The organism is Anaerotaenia torta, assembly GCF_050433395.1.
GTDB classification, from domain to species: domain Bacteria; phylum Bacillota; class Clostridia; order Lachnospirales; family Lachnospiraceae; genus Mobilitalea; species Mobilitalea torta.
Map to the genome: position 1 here is coordinate 200,902 of NZ_JBNPXH010000002.1, position 24,944 is coordinate 225,845.

Genomic DNA, 24,944 nt, shown 5'->3' on the forward strand with positions numbered 1-24,944 from the left:
CCTATAATACCTCACCGCCATATGTAAACCGCTTTCTTCTTCCCAGCATTACCAATTTTGCAGAGGCTTGCTGAAGCTTAACAATTAAGGATGTATCTCTTTTAGTCACCCGAACCGTAAGATAATTATTTCTATCAAAGTAATAAATTCCGCTGCTATATAAAACTTCAAGGATTTCCGGTAAATAAGTAATCTCATAAAACAGGATCACCTCATGCCCCTCTCCTATGGCACAGAAGGGACAGCCCGGGTCGGTGCCATCCTCATTGAGATAGTAGATATGACCATTGGGGCAGGTTACTGTCTCCAGGGCATCCACCACCTCCGCTTCTAAGGTACAGGAGAATTCCAGATAGCGGACAAGGATGGTCTGCACTCCCTTCCGGAAGGGATCAAAGCCCTCTGCTGTAAAGCCGGTCTCGATTATTTCCCGGTGAGTGTCCAGGTAAATCAGACTGACGGATATCTGGGGGAGAGTGCCGTACTGGACCAGCCGGGAGCCGCTGGATAAATAAGCTTCTATCCCGGTGATTACTTCGGAGCACACCGGACAGCCGTTGGGATATTCTCCCGCATCGTATACCAACCCGCAGACAGGACAGGTTACCGTGGAGGCGGATAATACCGTCAGCTTTACCTGGGCCGTAAATCCCTGGTAGCTTACGGTTGCGGTAAACACCCCTGCTGCCTGGCTTGTCCTGTCTATGCTCCAGTCTGTCACCAGGGAAGTGAGGCCGTCCGCGTAAGTGGCAAGCACCTGTAATACGATCTCATCATATTGGTTTACGGTTATTTCTTTCGGATTAACCTGAATGCCGGTCACCTTCTCCCGGCAGACCGGGCATCGGTCTTCCCAGGCAGGATAATGTGTCTGACAGACCGGGCAGACGATTTCCCCTTCCTTTACCCATACATAGATGGATGCCGCGTAGCCTCCGTACTCTACCGTAATCGGCTGCAGCCCGATCTTATCCGGGTCATAATTACTGCTCCATCCGAACACCTCTTTTACTGCTCCATTCCGGTACATGGCCCGGACTATGATTGGAAGATCCTCTCCCTGCATTACTTCCATTTCCTCCGGAGATACGGTAATACCTACTACCGTCTCCCGGCAGATAGGGCAGCCGGGATCGGTATCATCCGGGTTTATTTCATAGACGTTCTGGCACTGAGGACAGGTTCTATGGAGCGGTGTTACATTCACGGTCACTGCCGTCGATACCGTGGTTCCCTGATCCATGTAGGATGCCGTTACCTTCTGTTTTCCTATGGAAGAAGGATTATACCCGCTTATGGAATATCCGCTGGAGATCGTCTTACTGCTGCTGTACAGATAGGTTACCTTAAGCGATAAGGGAAGCTTTGCCGTATACTTTTCTACCGTAAGCTCTTCCGGTATTGCAGAGATGGATAGGAGGTTATCTACATAAATGGCTGCTGTTGCTGTTTTCGTCACCCCCTCTTCCGTATAGGTAAAGGTTATGGTTTTTTGTCCGGATGTAGCCGTGGTGTAGGCGGACACACTGTATTTTCCTAAGGGTATTACCGCACTGGTTCCATTGCTGTAATAAGCGGTAACCGTGAAGGAGGGAGTACCCTTAAGAGGAACGGTCTGGGAAGGGGGAGTTACTGCAAGGCTCTGCAGCGTCTTGTCTATAACCGTTACACTGACGGTACAGGTTCTTTTCCCGGTGGTCCGTGCATCTCCCACCAGTCCGCTGTAAGTAAGCGTCACCGTCTGGACACCGGGGAGATTCGGATTGTAATTGCTGGTACAGTCAACCGTTCCGGTATGGCCGTCCATGTAGACTGCCGTGGCACGAGTTATAATGCTTTCTCCCTTCTTTACTGTTTGAACCGGATGAAGCGGGGATATGGACATAACGACTTTATCACAGTCATAGGTGGTATCCTCTGCCTGCCCGCAGGCAAGCACCCATTTATTAACCCCAAGGGAGTGGTCAAAGCCGCAGATATGGAGATCCGTTCCTACATACCGGTATTTCCAGGACTCCGATGCGTCCCCCTTAAATGCCGTTCCTCCGGCATATCTCTCGATACTGCTGTGAAAGCTGGAGAAGAGATAGGCCGTCTCCGTTCCCGATATCCCGCTGGGCCAATCGTTTTTAGGATAGGACTGGGAGCTGTACCACCCATAATACTTAAAATCGTACACCACATTATAATTTCCCAATACTCTTGCTGCATAATCGATTTCATACCACTTGGTTTCTCCAAGTCCGCTTCTGTCGCTGGCCCAATATTCCTTCTCATACCTGGCAGGGATATCACAAAAGCTTCTGCTGCTGCGTAAAACCGTATCAAATACCTCCGCCTGATTTATCCAGGTACCATAGCCGGAATACTTACGTAAACTGTGCCAGTCATTGGACTGGTGATAGGAATAACATCCGGAAGTATAGGTGGCACTGTTGGTATTCTGCGGGTAACTCATCCCGGGGTATGTCATGGTTACGCCAAAGGCCACCTCGTCCGCACTGGTGCTGTCTGTGGTAAATACATCATAACCGCAGCTATAGGTATAGGAATTATGCTCTTTCGTTGTAATGGTGGCTTTATTACACTCCCAGCAGGTATTTCCGTGCGGGACAGGCGTCCCTATATTGTTTCCGTTCATATCCTTTCCAACTACACTCCAATAATAGGACGCCCCGCAAGAGCTGCATTTCACATCGAGTCCGATATAATAAACATATCGTCTGCATTTCCCTGCCGTATGGGCATGAGTATGGGTAAACTTTTGATTATCCGCTCCCTTATGTCTGTGCCCGCTGTAGCAGGCATCCGTGTGCACATGAGCTGCAAAAAGAGAGAGGGATGCCGCAGGTTTTTCCTTCTGATAAGCTGCATCTTTACCCGTTACCGGATGAATATCCTCTATTTCAAGATCAAAGTGCTGCCCTGATGCATCAAGCTCTCTTATATAAGCTTCATAGGCAGGGATATCAAGATACCCCTTCTTTCGGAGGGTATCTGAAAAATGCTCCGTATGTTCCGCTATATGAGAATCTATGCTCTCTTCCGCTGTTCTTGCAATGTATTGTAATGGAACGATTGTGATGATTACCGCCGCAAGAAATGCTGCTATTAATCTCCCAGGAAAATCCATCCTCTTCCTCCCTGCAAATTCTGCTTACAGCAAATAGTAAATCAAGGCACCACAAAAGCTACAAGCCCATTGACAGAAAATCCACCTGTTTAATCTTTTGATTTTCATCAAATTCATATTGCTTTTTGTAAAACCTTGATCTGATCAGAGTAAAATAATATTCATAATCCTGTTCTTCTGCCGTAATCAACACTCCGTCTATCGTAATGGGATACTCACGGTACCCGATTATAACAGCATACAGCTTCTCTTTCGATATCTGACTGCCGTTGATGACATTATACTCCTGATAAATACTCTCCGTTTCCAAAAGCATGTTATTGACCGCGCTTATGAGATGATTCATATTTTTCTCCTGTTTTCCCAGGTAAAGCAGTCCCATAGCCAGAAAGAACGCACCGCAGATCATCTCCAGCAAATTTATGACTGAATTTTTCATAAGCCATCCCTTTGTATAAAGCTCACTCCCAAGACCACCTTGTTCTCCGAGCGGATTATCTCACAGGAAAAATAAGCCGTGGGCTTTATGAAGTATTCCATTGCCGAGACATTCCTGATATCCCTGATATGCGCTTTGTTGGTGTAATCATTGGTATATGCGGTTCCGGCAAATGCCGTCTTCACACGTACGAAGATGGGAGCCGCCTCCGCAGAAGCATAATCACCCAGATTCCTTTTAATATAGTTAACCACTTCACTTCCTTTGATCTCCTCCCCTTCGTACATTGTAATTTCCCGCTCCAAAAGCTCATTCGCCATAGCAGCCGTGCTGTCAATAATCTGATCCATCGGCTTCCTCGTACTATCAAAAAATAGCTTTATATAAAGAACCATAGCAGCCACCAGAAGCACTCCCAGCAGAGTTAATATCCAATAGGCTGGCAAATCACTGTTTTTATGTTTCATTCTCCACCGCCTTATCTTAATTCCGGGTGCATTCCTTATGGCTGCTGGGTGAAGCCAATTAAAACAATTTCATCGTTCTTATCGCGCACCACCGTTCCTTTAAAGCTGCCATTGGGATTAATATATTCCAGACTGCCCTTCCCCTCCGGAATGACCGCAGTGGCGGCAGGACTGGGAGTGATTTCAGCGGTACCGTCCGTTTTGTCAATGGTGCTTGTTCTATAGTTATACTGTACACCCTCCTTTTCCCCTCCAAGGGTGGTTACCCCTATCGATACCATAACCTTATCCTTCTTAAGCTCCTGAATCAGATCCACCAGCACATCTCCCCGGATGATCTTATCCTGGTATATCTGAAGATCAAATTCCGACATTGCATTGATCGCGCCGTCAATCTTGGCGGTACTCCTGTCAAGGGTCTTCTTGTTCTGCCCAAAGTACCCTGTTCCCCACAGGATTACGATTCCGACCATGATGATCGTGACCAGTGTTAAAACAATTCCTACCACCAGGTTAGTTGCATTTTTTGTTTTCATAATTTTTTCTCTCCTTGTTATTTTAAATTTCATTCACAATACTCTTTCTTCCTACCATGTCCCCTCCAACGCCTCCAAAGTCTGTGTAATTTCATGGATGGATGCCTGCAGGGTAGGAAGCACTCCATAGGCAAAGAGCAGGAGTAAAGGTACCGCGGCCAATACATAGGCGCGGGTTACTCTTTTACGAATCGACTTTTCATTTGCCAGCTTCCTTTTGGTAAGGTATCCGTCCCTGGCGGTATCCGCCTCATGAAAGGCTTCGTAAATCGGCATATTGTCACAGCGCAGCAGATTATCAATGATTTTTACAAATGCTCTGTGAGGCTCTTCTTCTCTGAGCCTCTCCAGTGCTTCATCATCACCCCCGCTGTAATCATTGATACAATTGCGCAGAGATTGCTTAAAAATAACCGCAAAGGATTCCATCTCTATCAGCAGCTGTCTTACCGTCATTGTTTTGTCATACATCAGCATACCGATCAGCGCATTGAACTGATGAACCTCATCCTCCGCGGTATCCCTGGATACGGCACTTCCGTATTTCAACAATATGAAAGGAAGATAATAAGCTCCGATTCCCAGGATGATACACAGAAACAAATCCCCAAAGGACATACGGGTGGTTTCATATTTCCCGGCTCTCCTCCATATCTCCCTTGCCAGGGCTTCCGCCACAACCTTATTATAAAAATCCTTCTGTATAAGCTGTACAAGGCCCTCCTGGTGCTCGGGCATGCTTTTTAACGTTTTCTTCTCCCGGTATAAAACATAGCTTTGGGTGTAATCCTGTATCGTCTGTATCATTTTATCGTATTGCCGCTCCTCCGCCGCTGAGGTGAGGGCTGCAACAGCAGCCCGGTCTGCGGTAAGCAGCGCCTCCCTGCCGCTGTGGGCAAGATAGGCGGCAATGCCCATTCCGGCGCCAAATACTCCAAGAGCAAGAAGAAATCCTCTTAATATAAAAAGCCTTGGGGTGATATGATACCCGTTATCTTTCAGCACACGTCTTAATGCTTCTACTCTGGAAGCGTTCTTATTACTGTAATTATCCATCGCCCTTCTAATCCCGGGAAGCCGGTCCAGGGTGCGGAGCCAGCTGTGGGCGGATTGATGAAAGCTCCGGTATTCCGCACTTTTGTGCAGGAGCACGTAAATCGCGCTATTTACTGCCAGAAGCCCCAGATCAATCAAAAAGCCTGTTTTCCCATAATAGAAGGCTCCCATATTCTCTTTCAGGCTGATGCAGAACCACTTCACTAGATCAATACAGAAAACAGGCAGAATCACCACCAGAATCACTCCTGTAAATTCCATATTGATTCTCTGCAGCTTATCAATTTCAATCTCCAGCTGGGAATACAGATTCTCCAGGTTTCTGATGAACATATGCTTGCCATTCCGCTCTTCATCGCCCCGCTCGGCAACACCTACACATAGGGAGACAAATTCCCGGAGATATTTGTTCGGTACATTCTCATAATATTCCCTCAAGGCCTGCTCCCTGTCATCCGACAGGAGCAGCTCATAGATTTGTCCGGCGGCAGATTTCATATTGGGGCTCAGGCTGTCACGTGACAGATACAGGGCATCGTCCACACGGTAATTTACATAATAATTATGTATTTCATTTTCCAACAGCTGCTGTATCTCCAGATCCAGCTTTATTTCAAAGGCTTTGGCCATTCTTCCCACCACCTCCTGATTCAATATAAGAATGGCCGCTGCCGATAAAATCATATTAATCAGCCTGGGATTGGTCAGAAAGAGAATAAAAAAGATGATTATACTGAGTATGCCCGAGAGGAGGAAGGTAACCATTGTTCTGCCGGCAATTTCCCTGCTGTCGCAGGGGCTGATGAGCCGGAATTGGCAGGACAGCTTCTCCACATAATTTCTGGTAAAGGGTGATGCTTTCATTCTGCGGTACAGCCCGGAGCAAATCCGGTCAAAATATTTTTCCCTGCTCCGAATGGCTCCTCTGCCCCTCCATAGCCTCTTACCGGCTTGTCCCTGCCAGATCAGCACCGTCATTGCACTTACATACACAAGAAGAATTGGGATTATGATCAGCATGCTTCTCTTGCACCTCCTTCTGCTGTCTGATTGAATTTCAGAAATCCGGCTTTTTCTTCCGGCGGAAGATGGCTGAGAATCATATGAGCCAGCCTGTCACTAAGGGGGTGTATCATACGGTACCTGCCATTTTCATAAATTATAATGTCCCTTGTATCATAAGACTTCTTCCCGGACATTTGCTCCAGAATATTGGCGATCCGCTCCAGCTTTCCTTCCATTCCTCCCTTCCCTGTCTCCGCCGCATCTGCTTCCCGGGGAATAATCTCCGTAATGCGGTCAATATACCGGTGTCCGCTGTTATCCTTCACGTGATGGACATCAATATGAAGCAGCCTGGCAATTACCCGCTCCACCTCCCCGGCTCCTCCGTTCCCATAGCCTCCATGGGCCAGAACAAAATAGGAAATCATATCTTCCGCCGCAGGCCAATGCCCGGTAGTTATAATCCGCTTGGTTCCGGCGAGAAGCAGATCCAGCAGGTGCTTCGCCTGTTCCAGACTTGCCGTCTCTCCAAAGAGAATCGTGTGGGCTTCCGATGCTTTCAGCAATTCAATCAATTTAGGAAAGTCCAGGGCTTTACTGGGGCGGGTTCCGAGAATATTCCTGTCATGGTAGGCATCATTTAGATATAATTCAAAATCCGCTTCGATGGTACGAATCTGCTGCCTTCGGTCAATCTCCCTCACTGCGGCGCGCATGTTAGTTGTTTTACCCGAATTCTGATCCCCGGAGAAAATAAGGTTGACGCATCCATGGACGCACCACTTCAGCAGCTCAATGGGATAGCGGCATCCGGGGTCCGTAATCAGATCCTCCAGCTCCCAGCGTGAGGTGCTCCCGAACTTTCTTACAAAAAAGGCCCATTGGGATGCATTATTAGGTCGGAAGGTGGTCACACGGCTCCCATTGACCAGATGATTTTTACTGCCGCCCTCCGAAGAGGTAAAATGCCCGTTTCTTCCGTGCTCTGAGAGGTTCTTGCAGACACGGATGATATCGCATTGCGGCCCGAGGGTCAGAAATTTCAGATGTATCGGCTTTCCCTCACATACTACCCAGATGCTTTCATAGGACATCGGCTTTCTAAAATCGCCGTGATAGATGTCCTCCTCCTTATATCTGCAATTTTCCTGCGTCAGTCCGGAGACACCTCCCGAAACGCTGTCAATGGATTCATCCTCCATGATCAGCAGATCTGCCACCGATAGGCCGTAGATTTCCTGATAGATTCTCTGGGTAATGATATTCAATTTATCATCATAATTTAACGGCCGAACCAGCTTGTAAAATGCCTCCTCCAGATCCTTCCCGTCAATATCATAATGAAAGCCCGCCTCATCCTTCGTCAGCCGCCCCAATCCGGCCTCATGAAGAATGGAACGAAACATTTTATAGTTCCCCTCTCTCTTTTGCAGATACATCATAATCTCAAAACGATCCGTAGCGGTCAGATGACTGTAATGAGGAAAGGGGATCACATAATCCGCTGTTTCTGCCGTAATCTTCAGCTGCCCTGCCAGGATCTTCTTAATCCTGGCGGAAACGATCAGCTTCTTATGAATGTCGCCATGGGAACATCCCCTCGTGGCTTCACTAAGAGAACGTTTCAGCTGCCTTCTGCTCTCCAGATCATTCTTATTCAGTCTCAACACATCCAGATCCATATTAATGATATCGTTTATCCGCCGTTTCATCTCCTCACACAGGTATTCCATGGAATAGATATTCTTTTCCTCCTTCTCTTCCTCCACCCCTGCCTTAAACAGGTAGAACAGGTATAAAACTGCGGCTGTCATCAGCAGAACCGATGCAATCCATTCAAAGGAACTCATCCGTATCCTCCCTCTGCTCCGGTAATGCCGGTGCCAGCATACAAAGAATTTTATCTGCAGCAGACCGGGCTTCCTGAAAGAAATAACCGGTTTCCTCCGGGCTGTACCGTAGACTGACAAGAAGCCCTCTTCCCTTCCTTGTCCATTTCTTTGCTCCTGCCGCCCCGGTAATCAGCCCCTTTTTCATAAACGGAAGCAGGCTGCCCTCATTCTGGGCATCCATCAGCTTGGTACAATAGGGTATGATGCCCGAATTGTTACGATTGAGATACCTGCTGTATTTTCTTCGGCAATTGTGAATATTATATGCGGAATTGCTGTCATAGCCGCCAAAGAGATAGAATACCTTTGCATGTTTTAACAGGTTCTCGCCGTATTTCCGGAAGAATTCATGTATCACATGTCTTCTCTGAGTCAGATTAATAATGATCAGATCCGCCGATTCTCCCAGTTGGGAAGACAAAGGATTGTCTCCGCTGCCGGAGTCAATCAATACAAAGTCAAGATAGTCTTCCGCCTCCCTTACCAGCCTGTTTACCTCTCCGGCAACATCCCTGTCGAAGGTATCCCGGCTGGCGGTCTGAGTTCCCGGCAGCAAAAGCAAAGATGTGCCCGGAAAGGTCAGGCAGCAGCTGGCCAGCGCCCTTGCACTCATTTTATTCATTCTGCTATAAGTAACCGCCGTATCCAGGCCAATCTCCTGAAATAAGCTGCTGTTCTCTTCCATATCGATGCTGCCTCCCACCAAAGGAACCTCCAAATTATTATTATGAAAACAGGTCTGCATCATCAATACCTTTTTCTTATGAAGCAACCCCAGTGTTAACGCAATCACCTGGAGATTACTGGTCTGCCCCTGTCCATGACCGGGTGCCCAAAACAATAGCCTGCTCACTCCCTCACCTGCCCTTTCTAGCCAGATGCATCGCTCTCTTAATCCGGACGGAGCCCAGTTCGGGAAGCATCTGGCGGATGCTGCATAGTATATAATTCTTCATCCCCTGGGAAATGTTTTCAAAATTAACAGTCTGAGTCTCCTGACATCTCACAGCGCACAGATAATCCGTAAGCTCCAGATACAGATAGTTGGGCGGCTCCTCCTCATAGGCAAAACTGACTCTCTTCTTTACCTGCTCCACATCATCGGCGGAAACCACATCCCGAATCAGCAGCCGGAGCCTGTCCCTGGGCAATTCTGCTTCATTGATGCAGAGATTAATCTTGTCCACGATATGGGGAAAGGTATTTGTTACAGCAATAAGCCGGTTGCACGGAAATAGTTCCTGATTGTAATCGTAACCGAAAACCGCCAGAATTACCCCCGTCTCGTAAAGCTCCATTTCCTCCGAAGAAGGCACCCTTCTTATGTAATTAATACCGCGGTAATGGATTATGCCGCTGTCACTATCCAGATCCATTCCATGGTGCAGAGCGTTTGTCATTGCCCCGGACCGGGTCATATCTATGATCAGTATGCGCCGGTTCAAGGCGGCAAGAGTGCGGCCAATATAAAGAACCAGATCATATGCTTCTTCTCCGATGTATCCAATACATGTCATTCCTCATCCCTCCGCTGCTATAAAATAATCTCTGATTGTAGTCTCATCCTCTGAATTCTGATTTCCCTTACCAAGCTCCGGGGAAGTCACGGGCTGCTTCTTCTGTTTCGGCTCTTTCTCCTTCGTTCCCAGCCTGTCTTCCGTCTCTCCTGCTATATTCTGAAGCAGCCCGCCTGATTCCTGTTCTCCGGGATGCTTCGAATTTTCGGCGGTGTCGCCCTCTTTTCCGTCATCCCCTGTTTCTTCGGCATCCCTTATTTCTCCGGCATCCCCTGTTTCTCCGGTATCCCTTGTTTCTGCGATATCCCCCGTTTTCCCGATATTCCCCAATTTCCCGGTATTCCTGGTATTCTCGGTATTCTCGGTATTCCCGGCATCTCTTCCATGCTGCGATTCCTGGAGTTCTTCGCCCACGTCACACATGCTGTCCTCATATTGCTGATAGATATAATTATCGCCGATATCCCATTGCCGGGCGGCGCTATCCCTTGTTGAGGCGTCGGTAAGCCGGTTCTCCAGCGCCTTTCTTACCATCAGACTCAGTTCATTCATCGCGGTATCTGTAATATTGGGATTTTGCCGAATCAATTCAATAGCCTCAACGGAAGGGGTATAGGTGACGACAGATGCTTCCTGAATATTCGGTTCAATATATTTCGCAGTGTAAAGGCAGGACCCGGGATACAGATAAGCATCCACCACTGCATTGCGCACACGGATGATCTCCTCCTCCGTAAGCCATAAAAAGCAGCTGGCCGATTCCGCTGTATATCCCTTCAGCACCTTCTTGGGCAAGATCACATAATCCTCCCCATTCTGGAAGAAAATCCGTATATCAACCGTGTCATTGCTGTCAATATTGGAATTGATATTGATTACCTGATATTCCACCTCACGAAGCTCGGATGAAATTGCCGGATCCGTGATCATGGAATACAGAAGCTGGGTATCCGCCGGAATATCAATGAGCGCCAGGGAACCCATCTCTTTCTCCGTAATAAAACCGCTCTGGGGCTGGGAGGAATATTCCTTCCTCTTCACCACCTTATCGGGCGTTATAACATCCCCTGCGGCGATATTGGCCGCGGCTGCATACACCTCCCTCTGGTTCATGCTCCTGTCCTGATTCGCCTCCTTAAGGAGAAGCTCATATTCCTCCTTTATTTGCTGGGTTATGACACAGGCAGTAAAGACCGCGGCGCCTCCAATCATTACAATACAGATCAAAGACACTATGATATATTGCTTTGTTGTTCGTCTTAAGCGGTAACTAATTTTCACTCCTCACCACTCACTCCTTCCTATATTCTGTTTTATAATCATAAAGCTCAGGATAATGATAAGAATTAATAGAAACAGATACGCAAAAACCGGTCCTTTTCTGAAAGCATCCGGCCTTTCTGCATGAAGCCCGGCACGCCGTTTGATACGGCCCCGGTCATAAAAACGGATCAGATACAGCAGGATAAGAAAAAGAAGGCTTCCGATAAAGATAAGTATTAAAATGCGCAGCAGAATCATCTGGCGCAGAAACGGGGCATCACACAGCCCGGCATCGACTTTGCCTTTTTCATGATGAGATAAGCAGCCCTTTTTATAGACTGGATGAAGATATAATCGCCGCTTTCTCTGGTACAGCCCAGATTGCGGGAGATATATTCATAGACATATCCTCCCCGGTACGCCGCCCGATATCCTTCGTTAACCGGAACCGGAATGATCTGCTCCGACGGCACCTGCAGCAGTTTCGCTATCTGCCTCATATTATACAGGGAATGATGCTCATAATTGCTGATCAGGAAAATGGATTTTGAAATCAAGGAAGAATGATTGAGGAAGAAATCCTCCAGAATAGCAGATTTTTGGCAGAGATTAACGACGATAAGCTCCGCTTCTTCTAAAATAATCCGGGTACTTAAGCTATGGTTGCTGGCCGTATCAATGAAGCATAGCTCCGAATTTTTTTCCAGTATCTGAAACAGGGGTCTGATACAGCGGTCCAGCTCATAATCAAATATCTCATTATGAATTACCCTGCTCTGAGGAAGATAATAAAGCCTTCCCTGTATAATTTCCTTCAGATATACCATCAGACCTCCCGGAGAAAGATCTCCTCTGTATATCTTTCGAAGCAGCCCCTCAATACCGCTTCCGTCATAATAATTGGTTCCGGCCTCATGCAGCACATCGGTATAGGCCCCTCCGTTATACGCCACCCCAAGATTTTGATGGGATAAACGATTCTCCAACGTGATGATGGAACAGGAATACCGGATGGCGCTTATTACACTGACCGCAGCCAGATTCGCAGAAACTCCGCATAATTCATTGGAATTGCTCCAAAATGCAACCTTCACAAAACAACCTCCTTTGTATATTAGTTTGGGGAAAAATGAGATAAAAAGAAACAAGAATAAAAAAATAGAATAATACAAATTGAGATATAAAAATTCATTATTAGATAACAGACAAATTAATTTGATAGTAATAATCATAACTCGAAAATGGTATTTTGTAAATCTTTTTCTTATTGTAAAAACCAACAAACATTTTTACTATTTATGTATATTTATAACAGTTTTTAAATCAACAGGAAGAACCAGATACATACCTTTTTCTAAACGTATCCGTTCTTCCCGCTATCAATTCCTATTCTCTAAATTTTGCATATACTTGCAAATATTATCTATTGTTCATTCAGTACTCTCTTGAGGAATTCCCTGGTTCTGTCCTGGGTCGGACTATTGAAGATCTGCTCCGGTGTTCCTTCTTCCGCTATCACACCCTTGTCCATGAATACAACCCGGTCCGCCACTTCCCTGGCAAAACCCATCTCATGGGTTACCACCAGCATGGTAAGGCCGCTGTGAGCCAATTCCTTCATAACTGCCAGAACCTCACCCACCATTTCCGGATCCAGGGCAGAGGTCGGTTCATCAAACAGCAGCACCTCCGGCTCCATGGATAATGCCCTCGCGATGGCAACTCTCTGCTTCTGCCCGCCGGACAGCTGCTTGGGCTTTGCATTGATATATTGATCCATCCCGACAACCTTCAGGAATTTTCTATAATTATGTCAATTCTGTTTTCACTAATTACATAAATTTCATTCCTTTATATGAACCAACAGGATCAATTCCGAGGAAATGTCCCTTCCTTCCTGCCTCTCACTGATACTGACAATATTTGCAATAACAGACATGGCTGCCGCGTCATTTTCAACCGTATCGGTCATCTGCGCTGTTGACAGCTCTTCCTTTTCCGAACCCAGTCCCAGCAATCGCTGCAGCAGATGGTTCAGCTCATATCGGATCAGCTCTCTTCCCTCTCCGTCTTCCAGAAGGAAAATACGGTTATTGGCATCCGTCCCTTCCTCTTTTATCCGGTATCGGATGCCTCCTATCTCAAATTCCTTACTGCCCGTCACCTGTCCGGTATAAAGGTTCCACTGGACCATATAATCATAACCGGTTATCTGCAACGGTTCCTCCCCGTTTCTTCTATAATAAAAATTGCTGTATTCCTTCGTACCCGTATTGCCGTACCTGGGAAAACCAAAGCTTTTTTCAAAATCACGGGATACGGAGTAGCCTCCCAGAAAATCAATCTTCTTCGTATAATTCATCTGATCCAGATATTCCACCGCCTTGACTATATCCGTCCTGTCCCCTTCTCCCACCTGGGTATTCGGTGTTATGAGACCATCCTTCAGCATATTGTTCCTGACCAGAAGCTTTTCTAATCTTGCCGTCTGGGTCACCCTGCTGACGGTAAACGCATCCACCGGGGGGATTATGGATATCACGGACAATAGAATGAGAATCGGTGCAATTCTTCCATTCTTATGAACCGGAAGAAAACAGAAAAGAATTCCGGCGACGGTTGCAAAAACACCGAATAAAATCACATAATATCTGCCATAGGTCACACCCTCCTCCTGTATCTTAAGAACAGAGGCCAGGGTCTGGAACAATACCACCGGCACCAACACCTTCGGAAAAATCTTTCGGAAATACCTTGCAAAAGAATGCTCTACGGTGCTGGCAAGAATATATACGATAATCACGGTAATGGAGTATGTCACCAAAATCGGCTCCATCAAGCTTTCGCTCCAGAATTTCCCGGAAATATTAAGAAGGATATAAAGTAAGAGAATGGCGGTAAAGACAGCTGTAATTGGAATAATAACATAGGTAATTAAGGTAGCCAGAAAACGGTTTGGAGCAGTCACTCCCCTGTTCTCTTCCGCTATCTTCTCCTGCGAAGCCGAAGATATTGTCTCTTTATCCGACTCTTCTTCCTGCCCATAGCGGGGAATCATAGAGAGAAAATAGATTGGTGCAAACAGAACAAATACCAGATTAGCCGCATGAACATAAGCATCTCCCTGTACATTAGAGATCAGAATATCTATGGCGCCAATCACCAGCACCACACCCAGATACAATACCGTGGAAAAAAAACCTGCACTGAAGAAACTTTTAAATGCAGCCATAAAACTCTCGTTGATACTGATTTTACTGCGGATTGCCGGTATCCATAAAAATGAGGTCAATAAAATAAAGAAGATCACCGTTGTACGGACCGTTAACTCCACTCTCCAGTCCGCCCCATGAATTATCATAAAATACACAATAGAGCATACGGTTGTTGCCAGAATATAGACCAGCTTAAGGATGGGGTGGTCAAAAAACCTCTCATGGAGCATCTGGAAAACAACATAAATCGAGGCTCCCAGGAGGAACGTAACCAGTAATTCGCTATAGATGTTGTTATAATTTGAGTCGATTGCCAATGCATTGGATACTACCGCCGCTACCAATAATAATACTGCCATGGGGAATCTGGTCACCGTATCCATCAGTCCCTGCCATTTTTCTCTTAATCGGATCTTCCCATTCATTCTCCCTGCCTCCTGTCCATTCTCCTCATTTTGCTTTCATTCACGCTTTCATTATATCATGAACATAGAACGTGTTCATGATCTCCGGCTCCGTTCGCATGATCGCAAGCAAGCTTGATGTGCGGGTGCCCTTCTCGCACTGTTCGCTACGCTTTCATTATATCATGTGTTATTATTCCTGGCAAATCCATGTTTCATACCGAACAGCCGCATTTAAAGTTCTCTTGAATTATATTGCTCTTTTTTATATGAGCTTGTATAATGATGGCCATAGGAAGAGCGAAAGGAGACCATACCATGCTATATACTTTTAATAATGAACAATACCCCGCTTACATTCCCGAAAAACAATCCGGCTTTCTGAAGGAACTCCCTCCTGACAGCAAGCATTTTCCAGAATTATATGGCGGCTTTCTCTTAGAGCCCGCTGCTGAGCTTCCTGCCATCTTTATGGCAGATGCTTCTCCCGGTACCTATTCCGTCAAAATACGGCTTCTTGGTCAAGGTCATGTGTTTGCCGGACCGCGCCGTCTTTATGCCGTTTGCGGCAGCGAGGAAGAGACCTACCTTTCCTTCACCCTGTCTGTGGGAGATATGATTGCTTCCCATAATAATAAAAGACAGGAAAACAATAAAATTGTACTTACCTTTTGCGGAGGGGTGAAGATTATATCCATCCAAATTGACTCGGCCGAAGCTCCGGTTATATGGCTGGCCGGCGATTCCACCGTGACCGACCAATGTTGCACCTTTCCATACGAGCCCGGCCTTTCCTATGCCGGCTGGGGTCAGATGCTGGGCGCTCTTCTTTCCCCTGGATATGCCCTCCGGAATCTGGCCAGAAGCGGACTCACCACGGACACCTTCCGCGACGGAGGATACTACTCCATTATACAGGACGGTCTTAAATCCGGTGATTATGTATTAATCCAATTCGGGCATAATGATCAAAAACTGCCGTCCCTCCTGCCAAGGGGCCGTTATTATGAAAATCTGCTGCGTTATATACAGGAAGTCCAGGAAAAAGGAGCCATACCGGTTTTGGTTACTCCCCTTGCACGAAATACCTGGAATTGCGGCAGCCGGCTTTACAATGATCTGCTGGCGGACTATGCCCAGGCCGCAATCGATGCTGCCAATCTGTCCGGCGTTCCCTGCATCGATTTACATCGGGCAAGCGCGGACTGGATCAAAGAGCTTGGTCTGGAAGGAGCAAAACCCTTCTTTTATCCGGGAGATTACACTCACACCAATGATTATGGCGCCTGTTCCGTTGCGCACCTCATTCGGCAGGAGGTTATGACCCGCTCTGATTTATCCGGTTTGAGGCCCCTCTTTGCTGAAGCCTCTCGTCCACTCCTGAGTCCCGCCCGGGTCAGCGGATGGGTGGCGCCTCCCCAGCCTGCAAGCCCGGACAGCAGCAAATCCGGTAAAATCACCATAACCGAAGCATTGGATTATGCTCAAAAGGCATGTAAATATTTTGCCAGGAATCCCATTCGGGAAAGATATGAGTCGTCTTCCTCAGAAGAAACAAAAACATCGGCTGGAAGAACTGAAATATCTCCCGACAAAGAATCAGCGGCGCTTCTTGCTGCAAAACAGAATGGATATTATTTAGAAAAATACAATAACACAAACAGATCTATTCTATGGGAGGAATGGAAGGAATTATTGGCACTCGCCTACAGCGGCAGATACGATCCGGTAATCACCCCTGAACTGGTGCTTCCTTCCGGACAATATGCTGATTGGGATCATGCCGTGGACTATGCCCGATTACTGGAGGAAGCCACCAGCGGATGCAGACACATCCCCAGAACAAACAATATTACTGTTGCGGGCTCCTGATCCTGCAGCAACCAGGCCATAACAGCGACTCAGCCACAGCAGTTATTTGTGACAGCCACTCATAGTACCCGCATATCATACGTATATTATGCGGCTCATAACAATCACTCAGGCTCCGCCAGTTCGACACCGCCGAATAAATACATCACAAGCGGTCATCGCTCTGACAGAGCCTGATTCTATAAACTCTATACCCAATTATTTTACACTCATCGTTTTGCCCGGCTCCGCACAGAATATATTCTGCTCCTTCTGAAAATAAAGGGGGATTGCGGAAGGATTATGCACCATGGTTCCATCCATACTGAAGATCAAATTACGATATGCCTCCACATATTCAAAAATCTCAATATTGGAAGCATACCAGATATCCTCTTTTCTTCCGGTATATTCCGCAAATTGCTCAAAAACCTCCCAATTCCCGTCACTCTCGAATTCATAGCTGTGCCCCCATACACTGAAAAGCCAGGGCGCTCTCTCCGGTGCCCCTTCTATGAACTGATGCGCCAGCTCCATCAGCCGGCTGTCATTATGGTGACAGGTTGTTTCCATCCTGAGCCAATCCTCCGGTATCGAAAAATTTCCCGTGGTTTTTACTGTTCTTGCATATACAATGCCTGCTCTCCTAAGACACTCCACCACATCATCATTGTAGGTTCCGAAAGGATATGCCATTCCTCGGATAATTCTTCCGAACTCTTCTTCCAAATGCTCTCTGTCCTTTACAATTTCCATTACGCACAGGTTGGATGGCAGCTGTTCCAGGAAGGGATGGGTAAAGCTGTGAACCGCCACTTCCATACCGCTGGCGCTGTACAGGTTATAGACCTGGCTTTTGGAAAGCCTGCGGTGAATCGTTCCCTTCGCATATACGGTCCCTTCCTTGGCATAATGGCCGCTGTTTAAATTAAAGGTTCCCTTTAATCCAAATTCCTTCATGATAGAAATCAACCGGATATCCTGCTCCACTCCGTCATCATAGCTAAAGGTCAGCGCTTTTCTCTTTCCTTCGGGAAATCTCATAAATATACCGGACATATCCACTCCTCCTAAATTTGTTGCTTGCTGGCACAGCCATATCCACAGATTAGGAACTTAAGGACCGCGCCCTTCCGTTCACGTTGCACTTATCCATGACGTCCGAAAGATTGATTCAAGCAAGCTTGATCCATCCCCCAGCCATCACAGGCTAATTTGTTCATCGTGGACATTATACCACACACCACCTCAAATTCCATCCGTTTTTGACATGTTTCTTATATTTTTTTAATATCTCGCACGATTGCGACGATTCCATCTTTACAAAAGTCAAAAAATATGGTTAAATATAAAAAATCCCAGGAGGTAATAAGTATTATGGCATCAAAGAATCAACCCATCGGCTATTTGCCGGATGAAAGACCCCCGATCGTGGAACTCATCTTATTTGCATTGCAGCAGATCGTTGTAATGTTTCCTGCAACCGTTCTTGTTGCACTGCTCACCGGATTCCACGTATCAACAACCATCTTTGCCAGCGGCTTAGCCACTCTTTGCTTTATCTTAATTACTGGCAAAAAGATTCCCCTTTATTACGGTTCCAGCTTCTCCTATATTACCGCTATTTCTTCCATTATGGCAGCGGAGCAATTTGCAGGTTATAGCTTGAACGACAAAATCGCCGTTGCACAGTTCGGTATCGTAATGTCAGGTTTTGTATCCATTGCCGCCGGCCTCATTATCCAGCGTACCGGCAAAAACACCATCGACAAGATTCTTCCTCCTACAGTTACCGGCAGTATCGCAATGATTATCGGATTATCCCTTGCAGGCAATGCAATGGGCAATGCCTCTAGTTTCCCCAAGGTTGACGAGATTCAGTCAGTGCTGGCACAAAACATGGCTTGGGTTATCTCCATTATTACCCTTGTTTCCACAATTGCATATTCCGTATACCTGAAGGGCAAGCTGAGTCAGTTGCCTATTCTTTTTGGTCTTTTGACAGGATATGCTGCTGCGGTGGTGATCGGCCTGATCACCGGAATCCCTTTTGTAAACTTCAATACCATTGAGACCAACAGCATCTTCAGCCTTCCTATCTTCACTCTTCCCAAGCCTACCTGGGCTGCGGTGGGCGCGATTATGCCAATTGCAATTGCAACCATTCCGGAATCCACCGCACATGTATACCAGCTGGATATCTATGTAAATGATCTGGCTAAAAAGATGAAGTCAGGAAAGAAATTTAACATCGCGGACAAGCTGGGATTAAACCTGGTGGGTGATGGTATCGGCGATATCGTATCCGGTATGATCGGCGGACCTGCAGGAACCAACTACGGCGAAAACATCAGCACCATGGCGATCTCCAAGGTATTCTCCATCCCGGTTCTCATCACCGCCGCCTGCATCACCATGGTTATCTCCTGCTTCACTCCCTTGATTAATGTGGTGTACTCCATTCCTACAGCGGTAATCGGCGGTCTTTCCGTTTATCTCTTCGGTGTAATCGCCGCGCAGGGTATTACCATTATGATGGATCGTAAAGTGGACATGTTTAAATCCAAGAACCTTGCCGTCATTGCTATTATTTTAATCATCGGTCTTGGTGGCAACTTCGGCTTTAAAAACGGAATGATACCTATGTTTGGAAATCAGTTCCCTGCTCTGGCAACCGCAGCTGTTGCAGGTATCGTATTAAATCTTCTCCTCTCCATTGGAGAAAAGAACGAAGCGCCTTCCAATGATTAAGGCTGCAGATCAAACAGATTTCTTTCCTTAATACAAAAATACACCCTCCGGCATCGAATATCATCGGTTCCGGGGGGTATTTTTAAGATATGGATTGAACACTGATACCTCGTTCCCTATCATCTGTTTCAATTTCATGTATTATTTTATCCGATGCATCCGCAATGATATCAGTGAACTGATTCTCGCCAACAGATATCTTTCCATTTACAACAGAGTCTGCAAATAGAGCCTTATCCATCTTGGACTTGAAGCCCGCACCGCTCTGAAGGGCTTTCTCATCTGCCGTATCAAAGATACCGCTCTTCTTGCCGGTTCCGATAAAGGTACCGATGGTATCAAATATCGGATAAGCTAACAAAAAACGGTGTCAGGCACATAATGTGTCTGACACCGCTATATTATGTATCACAATCTTGCATCGGTGCCTGGCACCGCTTCCCGCTTAGATGAAAGCAAGAATAACGAAATTAGCGATAAATAAGACAGAGGCAACCCATACTACAGGGCTGATTTCCTTTATCTTTCCTTTTACCAGCTTAACAATTACATAGAAGATGAAGCCTGTTGCAATACCGTAGGAAATGCTGTAGCAGAAAGCCATGAAGATTGCAGCGAAAAATGCCGGAATTGCTTCTTCAAGATCTTCCCAATTAATCTCCTTGAAGGAGGAGAGCATCAGAATACCTACTGCAATCAAAGCAGGAGCTGTTGCCGCAGAGGGAACAATTCCTACCACCGGCGCAAATATAATGCTGACCAGGAATAAAGCTGCTGTTACAACAGAAGCCAGACCGGTACGTCCGCCTGCTTCGATACCTGCAGCACTCTCAACGAAGGTAGTGGTATTGGAAGTACCCAGGACGGCACCAATGCTGGTTGCAACAGAGTCTGCAAATAAAGCCTTATCCATCTTGGACTTGAAGCCCGCACCGCTCTGAAGGGCTTTCTCATCTGCCGTATCAAAGATACCGCTCTTCTTGCCGGTTCCGATAAAGGTACCGATGGTATCAAAGGTATCGGATAAGCTAAAAGCAAATATAGTCATAAGAACGGAGGGAATCTTAGAGGCATCCGCAAATAATGACTGAATTCCATCTTTTCCAAAAGCAGCAAAGATTGTGGTTCCCAATTCTGAGAAGGATTCTGACAATCCGGAAGTAGCGGCAAAATCAAGCTTAGTAACTCCCACAGGGATACCGATAATGGTTGTAATCAGGATACCGATAATAATTGCTCCCTTTACCTTTAAGAGGAGGAGAACCAGAATAATAACCGTACCAACTATCGTAATGATAAGAGCCGGCTTGTTAAAATCAGCAAGTGCAGGAACCGCACCAAATTCAATAATACCTACATTCAGTAAACCAATGTAAGCAATGAATACACCGATACCGCCGCCGATTGCACTCTGCAAGCTCGCGGGAATCGCTTTGATAATCATCTTACGGATCTTTGTAACCGTAATTATAATGTTAATAATACCGCAGATAAATACCATTGCCAGCGCCTGCTGCCAGGTGAAACCCAGACCAAAGCATACCGTATAGGTAAAGAACGCATTGAGTCCCATTCCAGGAGCCTGGGCATAGGGTACATTAGCAAATAACGCCATTACCAAAGTACCTGCAACCGATGCAAAAATCGTTGCAAGGAACACTGCCCCGTAAGGAATTCCTGTCTCTGACAGAATACCGGGATTAACAATGATGATGTAAGCCATTGCGAAGAAAGTAGTTATACCCGCTATGACTTCTGTGGAAACGTTTGTTCCGTTTTGCTTAAGCTTAAAAAACTTTTCCATAAAAACTCTCCTTTTTCTTTTTTTTATAAAAAGAGCAGTCATAGAATAAGACTCCCCTATTATACCCTGAACAAGAATGCATGTCCGCTCCCAAAGCAGAAAGAAAGGGCTCTGTATAATAAAATAATAACCTGATTTTACTATAAAACAAAACCCTTTCTAAGTATACCATAGTTTTCTTATGAATTACAGAACAAAATGATAGAAGTTGATAATTTTTTATCTATCATTTTTTGTACCATCAGACAGTACTCCAGCTTAGTTGGTTTCTGTCTCTTCTTCCTTGGCATTCTCCTCGATTACCTTCTGCTGTACATCGGAAGGAGCCTGCTCATAACGGGAGAATTCATAGGAGAAATCACCGATACCGCCGGTCATGGAACGAAGATCCGTGGAATAACCATACAATTCAGATATCGGAATATCCGCAACGATCTCCTGTTTGCCTCCATGAATCGGATTCATGCCCAGCACTCTGCCGCGGCGCTTGTTGAGATCGCCCATGATATCACCGGTAAACTTATCCGGAACCACCACCTTCAGAGAAGCTATGGGCTCCAGCAGCACCGGAGACGCCTCCATGAAGCCCTGCTTAAAGGCCTGGATGGTAGCCATCTTGAAGGCCATTTCAGAGGAATCGACCGGATGGTAGGAACCGTCCACCAGAGTAGCCTTTAAGCCGACTACAGGATAACCGGCCACCGGCCCTTTAATTACACATTCTGCAATTCCCTTCTCAACCGCGGGGAAGTAATTCTTCGGTACGGAGCCGCCGAATACCTTCTCCTCGAAGATATAAGGAGTCTCCATATCACCGGAGGGCTCGAACTCGATATGAACATCTCCGTACTGTCCATGGCCTCCGGACTGCTTCTTATATTTGCCCTGAACCCTTACCTTCTTGCGAAGCGTCTCCCGGAAAGGTACTCTGGGCTTCATTACTTCAATCTCAACCTTATATTTGGTCAGCAGCTTATTCACTACCACATCCAGCTGCTGGTCACCGATACCGTACAGCAGGGTCTGCCGGTTCTCCTTATCGTTCACCATCTTCAGGGTCAGATCCTCATCCATCAGCTTCTGAAGCGCCTGGGATACCTTATCATCATCGCCCTTATTCTTGGTCTTAAAACGCTGATAGGTATAAGGGGTCGGAACCTGAATACGGTCATATACAACGGGAGCCGCCTTAGTGGACAGCGTGTCGCCGGTCACCGTCTCAGATAATTTGCCCAGGGCGCCGATATCGCCTGCATGAAGCTCGGTCACCTCGATCTGTTCCTTACCGCGGAGCACATAGATACGGTTCACCTTTTCTTCCGTTTCCTTATCCGCGTTATATACGGCTATATCCGATTTCAACACGCCGGAGCACACCTTGAAGAGGGAGAACTTACCGATGAACGGATCGGCAATGGTCTTAAATACCCGTGCGGAGAAGGGCTTCTTCTCATCATAATCCGCCGCAAAGGCCTCTCCGGTCTTGGTGTTCTTGCCGCTGATGCTCATTCTGGTGGGATCCGGGAAATATTTCTCAATGGCCTGTAACAGCATTGTCGTGCCCTGGGCGTTCACAGCAGAACCCATCAATACGGGAACAACGGTACCATCTATCACATTATTCCGAAGTGCGCTGGATATTTCTTCCTGGGTGAACTCTTCGCCGGCGAAATACTTTTCCATTAATTCTTCGCTGGTCTCGGCTACCGCATCCAATAATACCTCTCTGAACTTCGAAAGATTTTCCTGGCTATAATCAGGGATCTCGCATTCCACATAATTGCTGGCTGTGGTGAATCTTCTTCCGGCCATCTTAACCACATTGACAAATCCCACAAACTTCTCATTCTCCCTGATCGGAATATGAAACGGAGCTATTTTCTTACCATAGAGCTCGGTCAGTCTCTCTACTACTTCACGATAACTTGCATTGTCATCATCCATATCACTTACAAAGAAAATTCTCGGCAGATTGTATTTCTCACAGAAGTCCCATGCCTTCATGGTGCCAACCTCGACACCTGCCTTCGCCGAAACAACAATAACCGCAGCATCCGCTGCCTGTAAGGCTCCTTCCACCTCACCTACAAAATCAAAGTATCCCGGGGTATCCAGAAAATTAATCTTAATATCCTCAAATAAAATCGGTACTACTGTCGTATTGATAGAAAAGAGTCTCTTCTGCTCTTCCTTATCATAATCACTGATGGTGTTTCCTTCTTCTACTTTTCCCTGACGTTTGAGTATTCCTGCTGTGTACGCTATGGCTTCGACTAAAGTAGTCTTGCCACAGCCACCGTGGCCTAACAAAACAACATTGCGAATCTTTTCCGAAGTATAAACATTCATTCTGATTTCCTCCAATACGCTTTTAGTAAGTAGTAGGGTCTGATGTGATGCCCATAGATACCTCTTAGTATATTTTACTAGACAAGCCCGATTTTTACAATAGTTTAATGGAATAATTAACAAACTTATTTCTCCTTTCATCTTTTCCGCTTTAAACCGTTACGCTTTAAAGTCTCAGAGTATTGACATCTCAAAAAATACAGCGTATAATGGCGTCCAACAACAAAACCAGAAGGGGAAATATTATGATTATTGTAATGAAGCCACAGGCTAAAAAGGATTCTATAGAAAGAATTAAAAATTTAATTGAGGCACAGGGACTGGAAACCCATATCTCCGCCGGCCGGGAGGTTACTATCATCGGCGTGGTCGGGGATAAGACAAAGCTGCAGGATCAGAATCTTGAAATCTATGAGGATGTGGATAAGATTGTGGCGGTAACCGAGAGCTACAAGCTGGCCAACCGGAAGTTCCATCCCGAACCCTCCAGGGTGAAGGTCGGCAATGTGACAATCGGAGGCGATGAGCTGGTGATCATGTCCGGCCCCTGTGCCGTGGAAAGCCGGGAACAGCTGATGCAGACCGCTCATGCCATCAAAAAAGCCGGTGCACAGATTCTTCGCGGAGGTGCCTATAAACCCCGTACTTCCCCCTACGCCTTTCAGGGCCTGGAGGAGAAAGGGCTTCTGTATATGAAGGAGGCAAGAGAAGCAACCGGACTTCCTGTCATATGCGAGGTTACCAGTCTGAATGCCATCGAGGCTGCCGTAAAATATGTGGATATGCTCCAGATCGGAGCCAGGAACATGCAGAACTTCTATCTCCTGAAGGAAGCAGGCAAATCCGGACTCCCCGTTCTCCTTAAGAGGGGTCTGTCAGCCACCATTGACGAATGGCTTAATGCTTCCGAATATATTATTGCGGAGGGCAATCCCAATGTGGTATTATGTGAACGCGGTATCCGCACCTTTGAAACCGCAACCCGTAACACCCTGGATATCAGCGCTGTCCCGGTGATTAAGGAGAAGAGCCACCTTCCCATTATCGTAGACCCCAGCCACGCCACCGGAGTAAGGGCTTATGTAAAACCGCTGGCCATGAGTGCCGTTGCGGCAGGTGCCGACGGACTCATGATCGAGACTCATCCGAATCCTTCCTGTGCGCTGTCGGACGGCCCCCAGTCCCTCACCTTTGAACAGTTTGAGGATTTAACCAAAGCCTTGAGACCGTTGGCTGCACTTATGGATAAAAGGCTTTAAATA

At 46.5% G+C, this 24,944-nt stretch carries 18 protein-coding genes and 1 pseudogene; 3 read left to right on the plus strand and 16 right to left on the minus strand.

The features are described 5' to 3' along the window. Position 1: 1 nt before the first annotated feature. The 12 genes and pseudogenes from HNQ56_RS04700 to HNQ56_RS04755 form a co-directional block, all read right to left on the minus strand. Entirely contained in the window at positions 2-3,133 is a 3,132-nt protein-coding gene (locus HNQ56_RS04700) for a bacterial Ig-like domain-containing protein (protein ID WP_429143315.1), read from the minus strand. Positions 3,134-3,191: 58 nt separating this feature from the next. Further along, a complete protein-coding gene (locus tag HNQ56_RS04705; RefSeq protein WP_429143317.1) occupies positions 3,192-3,572 on the minus strand; it encodes a hypothetical protein in 381 nt (126 codons plus the stop codon). Continuing rightward, positions 3,569-4,039, minus strand: a complete 471-nt coding sequence (locus HNQ56_RS04710) for a hypothetical protein (protein WP_429143319.1) — start codon at positions 4,037-4,039, stop codon at positions 3,569-3,571. The genes HNQ56_RS04705 and HNQ56_RS04710 overlap by 4 nt, the downstream gene beginning before the upstream one ends. Positions 4,040-4,074: 35 nt before the next feature. After that, a complete protein-coding gene (locus HNQ56_RS04715; RefSeq protein ID WP_429143321.1) occupies positions 4,075-4,575 on the minus strand; it encodes an ELL-associated factor in 501 nt (166 codons plus the stop codon). A gap of 51 nt (positions 4,576-4,626) precedes the next feature. Further along, a complete protein-coding gene (locus tag HNQ56_RS04720) occupies positions 4,627-6,651 on the minus strand; it encodes a hypothetical protein (protein WP_429143322.1) in 2,025 nt (674 codons plus the stop codon). Beyond that, entirely contained in the window at positions 6,645-8,486 is a 1,842-nt protein-coding gene (locus HNQ56_RS04725; RefSeq protein WP_429143324.1) for a P-loop NTPase family protein, read from the minus strand. Before HNQ56_RS04725 ends, HNQ56_RS04720 begins: the two co-directional genes overlap by 7 nt. After that, positions 8,473-9,381, minus strand: a complete 909-nt coding sequence (locus tag HNQ56_RS04730; protein ID WP_429143326.1) for a hypothetical protein — start codon at positions 9,379-9,381, stop codon at positions 8,473-8,475. Before HNQ56_RS04730 ends, HNQ56_RS04725 begins: the two co-directional genes overlap by 14 nt. 4 nt (positions 9,382-9,385) lie before the next feature. After that, the gene (locus tag HNQ56_RS04735; RefSeq protein WP_429143328.1) at positions 9,386-10,045 is read right to left on the minus strand and encodes a hypothetical protein; all 660 of its coding nucleotides are present in this window, start codon (positions 10,043-10,045) and stop codon (positions 9,386-9,388) included. Positions 10,046-10,048: 3 nt separating this feature from the next. After that, positions 10,049-11,326, minus strand: coding sequence for an ICP22 family protein (locus tag HNQ56_RS04740; protein WP_429143330.1), 1,278 nt, complete (start codon positions 11,324-11,326; stop codon positions 10,049-10,051). A gap of 236 nt (positions 11,327-11,562) precedes the next feature. Beyond that, a complete protein-coding gene (locus tag HNQ56_RS04745) occupies positions 11,563-12,402 on the minus strand; it encodes a hypothetical protein (RefSeq protein WP_429143332.1) in 840 nt (279 codons plus the stop codon). A gap of 329 nt (positions 12,403-12,731) precedes the next feature. Continuing rightward, positions 12,732-13,109, minus strand: a pseudogene (locus HNQ56_RS04750) (amino acid ABC transporter ATP-binding protein); the annotation flags it as partial. A gap of 42 nt (positions 13,110-13,151) precedes the next feature. Beyond that, complete coding sequence (locus HNQ56_RS04755) at positions 13,152-14,948, minus strand: DUF4153 domain-containing protein (protein WP_429143333.1); 1,797 nt, start codon at positions 14,946-14,948, stop codon at positions 13,152-13,154. 297 nt (positions 14,949-15,245) lie between these two features. On the opposite strand from HNQ56_RS04755, the gene HNQ56_RS04760 reads away from it, so the two are divergent. Continuing rightward, positions 15,246-16,799 carry a rhamnogalacturonan acetylesterase gene (locus HNQ56_RS04760; protein WP_429143335.1) on the plus strand — a complete coding sequence of 518 codons (1,554 nt, stop codon included), beginning with the start codon at positions 15,246-15,248 and terminating at the stop codon, positions 16,797-16,799. Between the two features lie 198 nt (positions 16,800-16,997). Here the strand turns inward: HNQ56_RS04760 and HNQ56_RS04765 are convergent, their stop codons facing one another. After that, positions 16,998-17,837 carry a polysaccharide deacetylase family protein gene (locus tag HNQ56_RS04765; RefSeq protein ID WP_429143337.1) on the minus strand — a complete coding sequence of 280 codons (840 nt, stop codon included), beginning with the start codon at positions 17,835-17,837 and terminating at the stop codon, positions 16,998-17,000. A 318-nt stretch (positions 17,838-18,155) separates the two neighbouring features. On the opposite strand from HNQ56_RS04765, the gene HNQ56_RS04770 reads away from it, so the two are divergent. Continuing rightward, a complete protein-coding gene (locus tag HNQ56_RS04770; RefSeq protein WP_429143339.1) occupies positions 18,156-19,529 on the plus strand; it encodes a uracil-xanthine permease family protein in 1,374 nt (457 codons plus the stop codon). A gap of 82 nt (positions 19,530-19,611) precedes the next feature. Here HNQ56_RS04770 and HNQ56_RS04775 read toward each other — a convergent pair whose 3' ends face one another. The 3 genes from HNQ56_RS04775 to fusA form a co-directional block, all read right to left on the minus strand. After that, on the minus strand, positions 19,612-19,890 hold the full coding sequence (locus HNQ56_RS04775; RefSeq protein WP_429143341.1) for a hypothetical protein: 279 nt from the start codon (positions 19,888-19,890) through the stop codon (positions 19,612-19,614). 84 nt (positions 19,891-19,974) lie between these two features. Continuing rightward, on the minus strand, positions 19,975-21,333 hold the full coding sequence (locus HNQ56_RS04780) for an NCS2 family permease (RefSeq protein WP_429143342.1): 1,359 nt from the start codon (positions 21,331-21,333) through the stop codon (positions 19,975-19,977). Positions 21,334-21,591: 258 nt separating this feature from the next. Further along, complete coding sequence (gene fusA, locus HNQ56_RS04785) at positions 21,592-23,682, minus strand: elongation factor G (RefSeq protein WP_429143345.1); 2,091 nt, start codon at positions 23,680-23,682, stop codon at positions 21,592-21,594. 245 nt (positions 23,683-23,927) lie between these two features. Between fusA and aroF the strand changes: the two genes are divergently transcribed. Beyond that, the gene (gene aroF, locus HNQ56_RS04790) at positions 23,928-24,941 is read left to right on the plus strand and encodes a 3-deoxy-7-phosphoheptulonate synthase (protein WP_429143347.1); all 1,014 of its coding nucleotides are present in this window, start codon (positions 23,928-23,930) and stop codon (positions 24,939-24,941) included. The last annotated feature ends 3 nt before the right edge of the window (positions 24,942-24,944 follow it).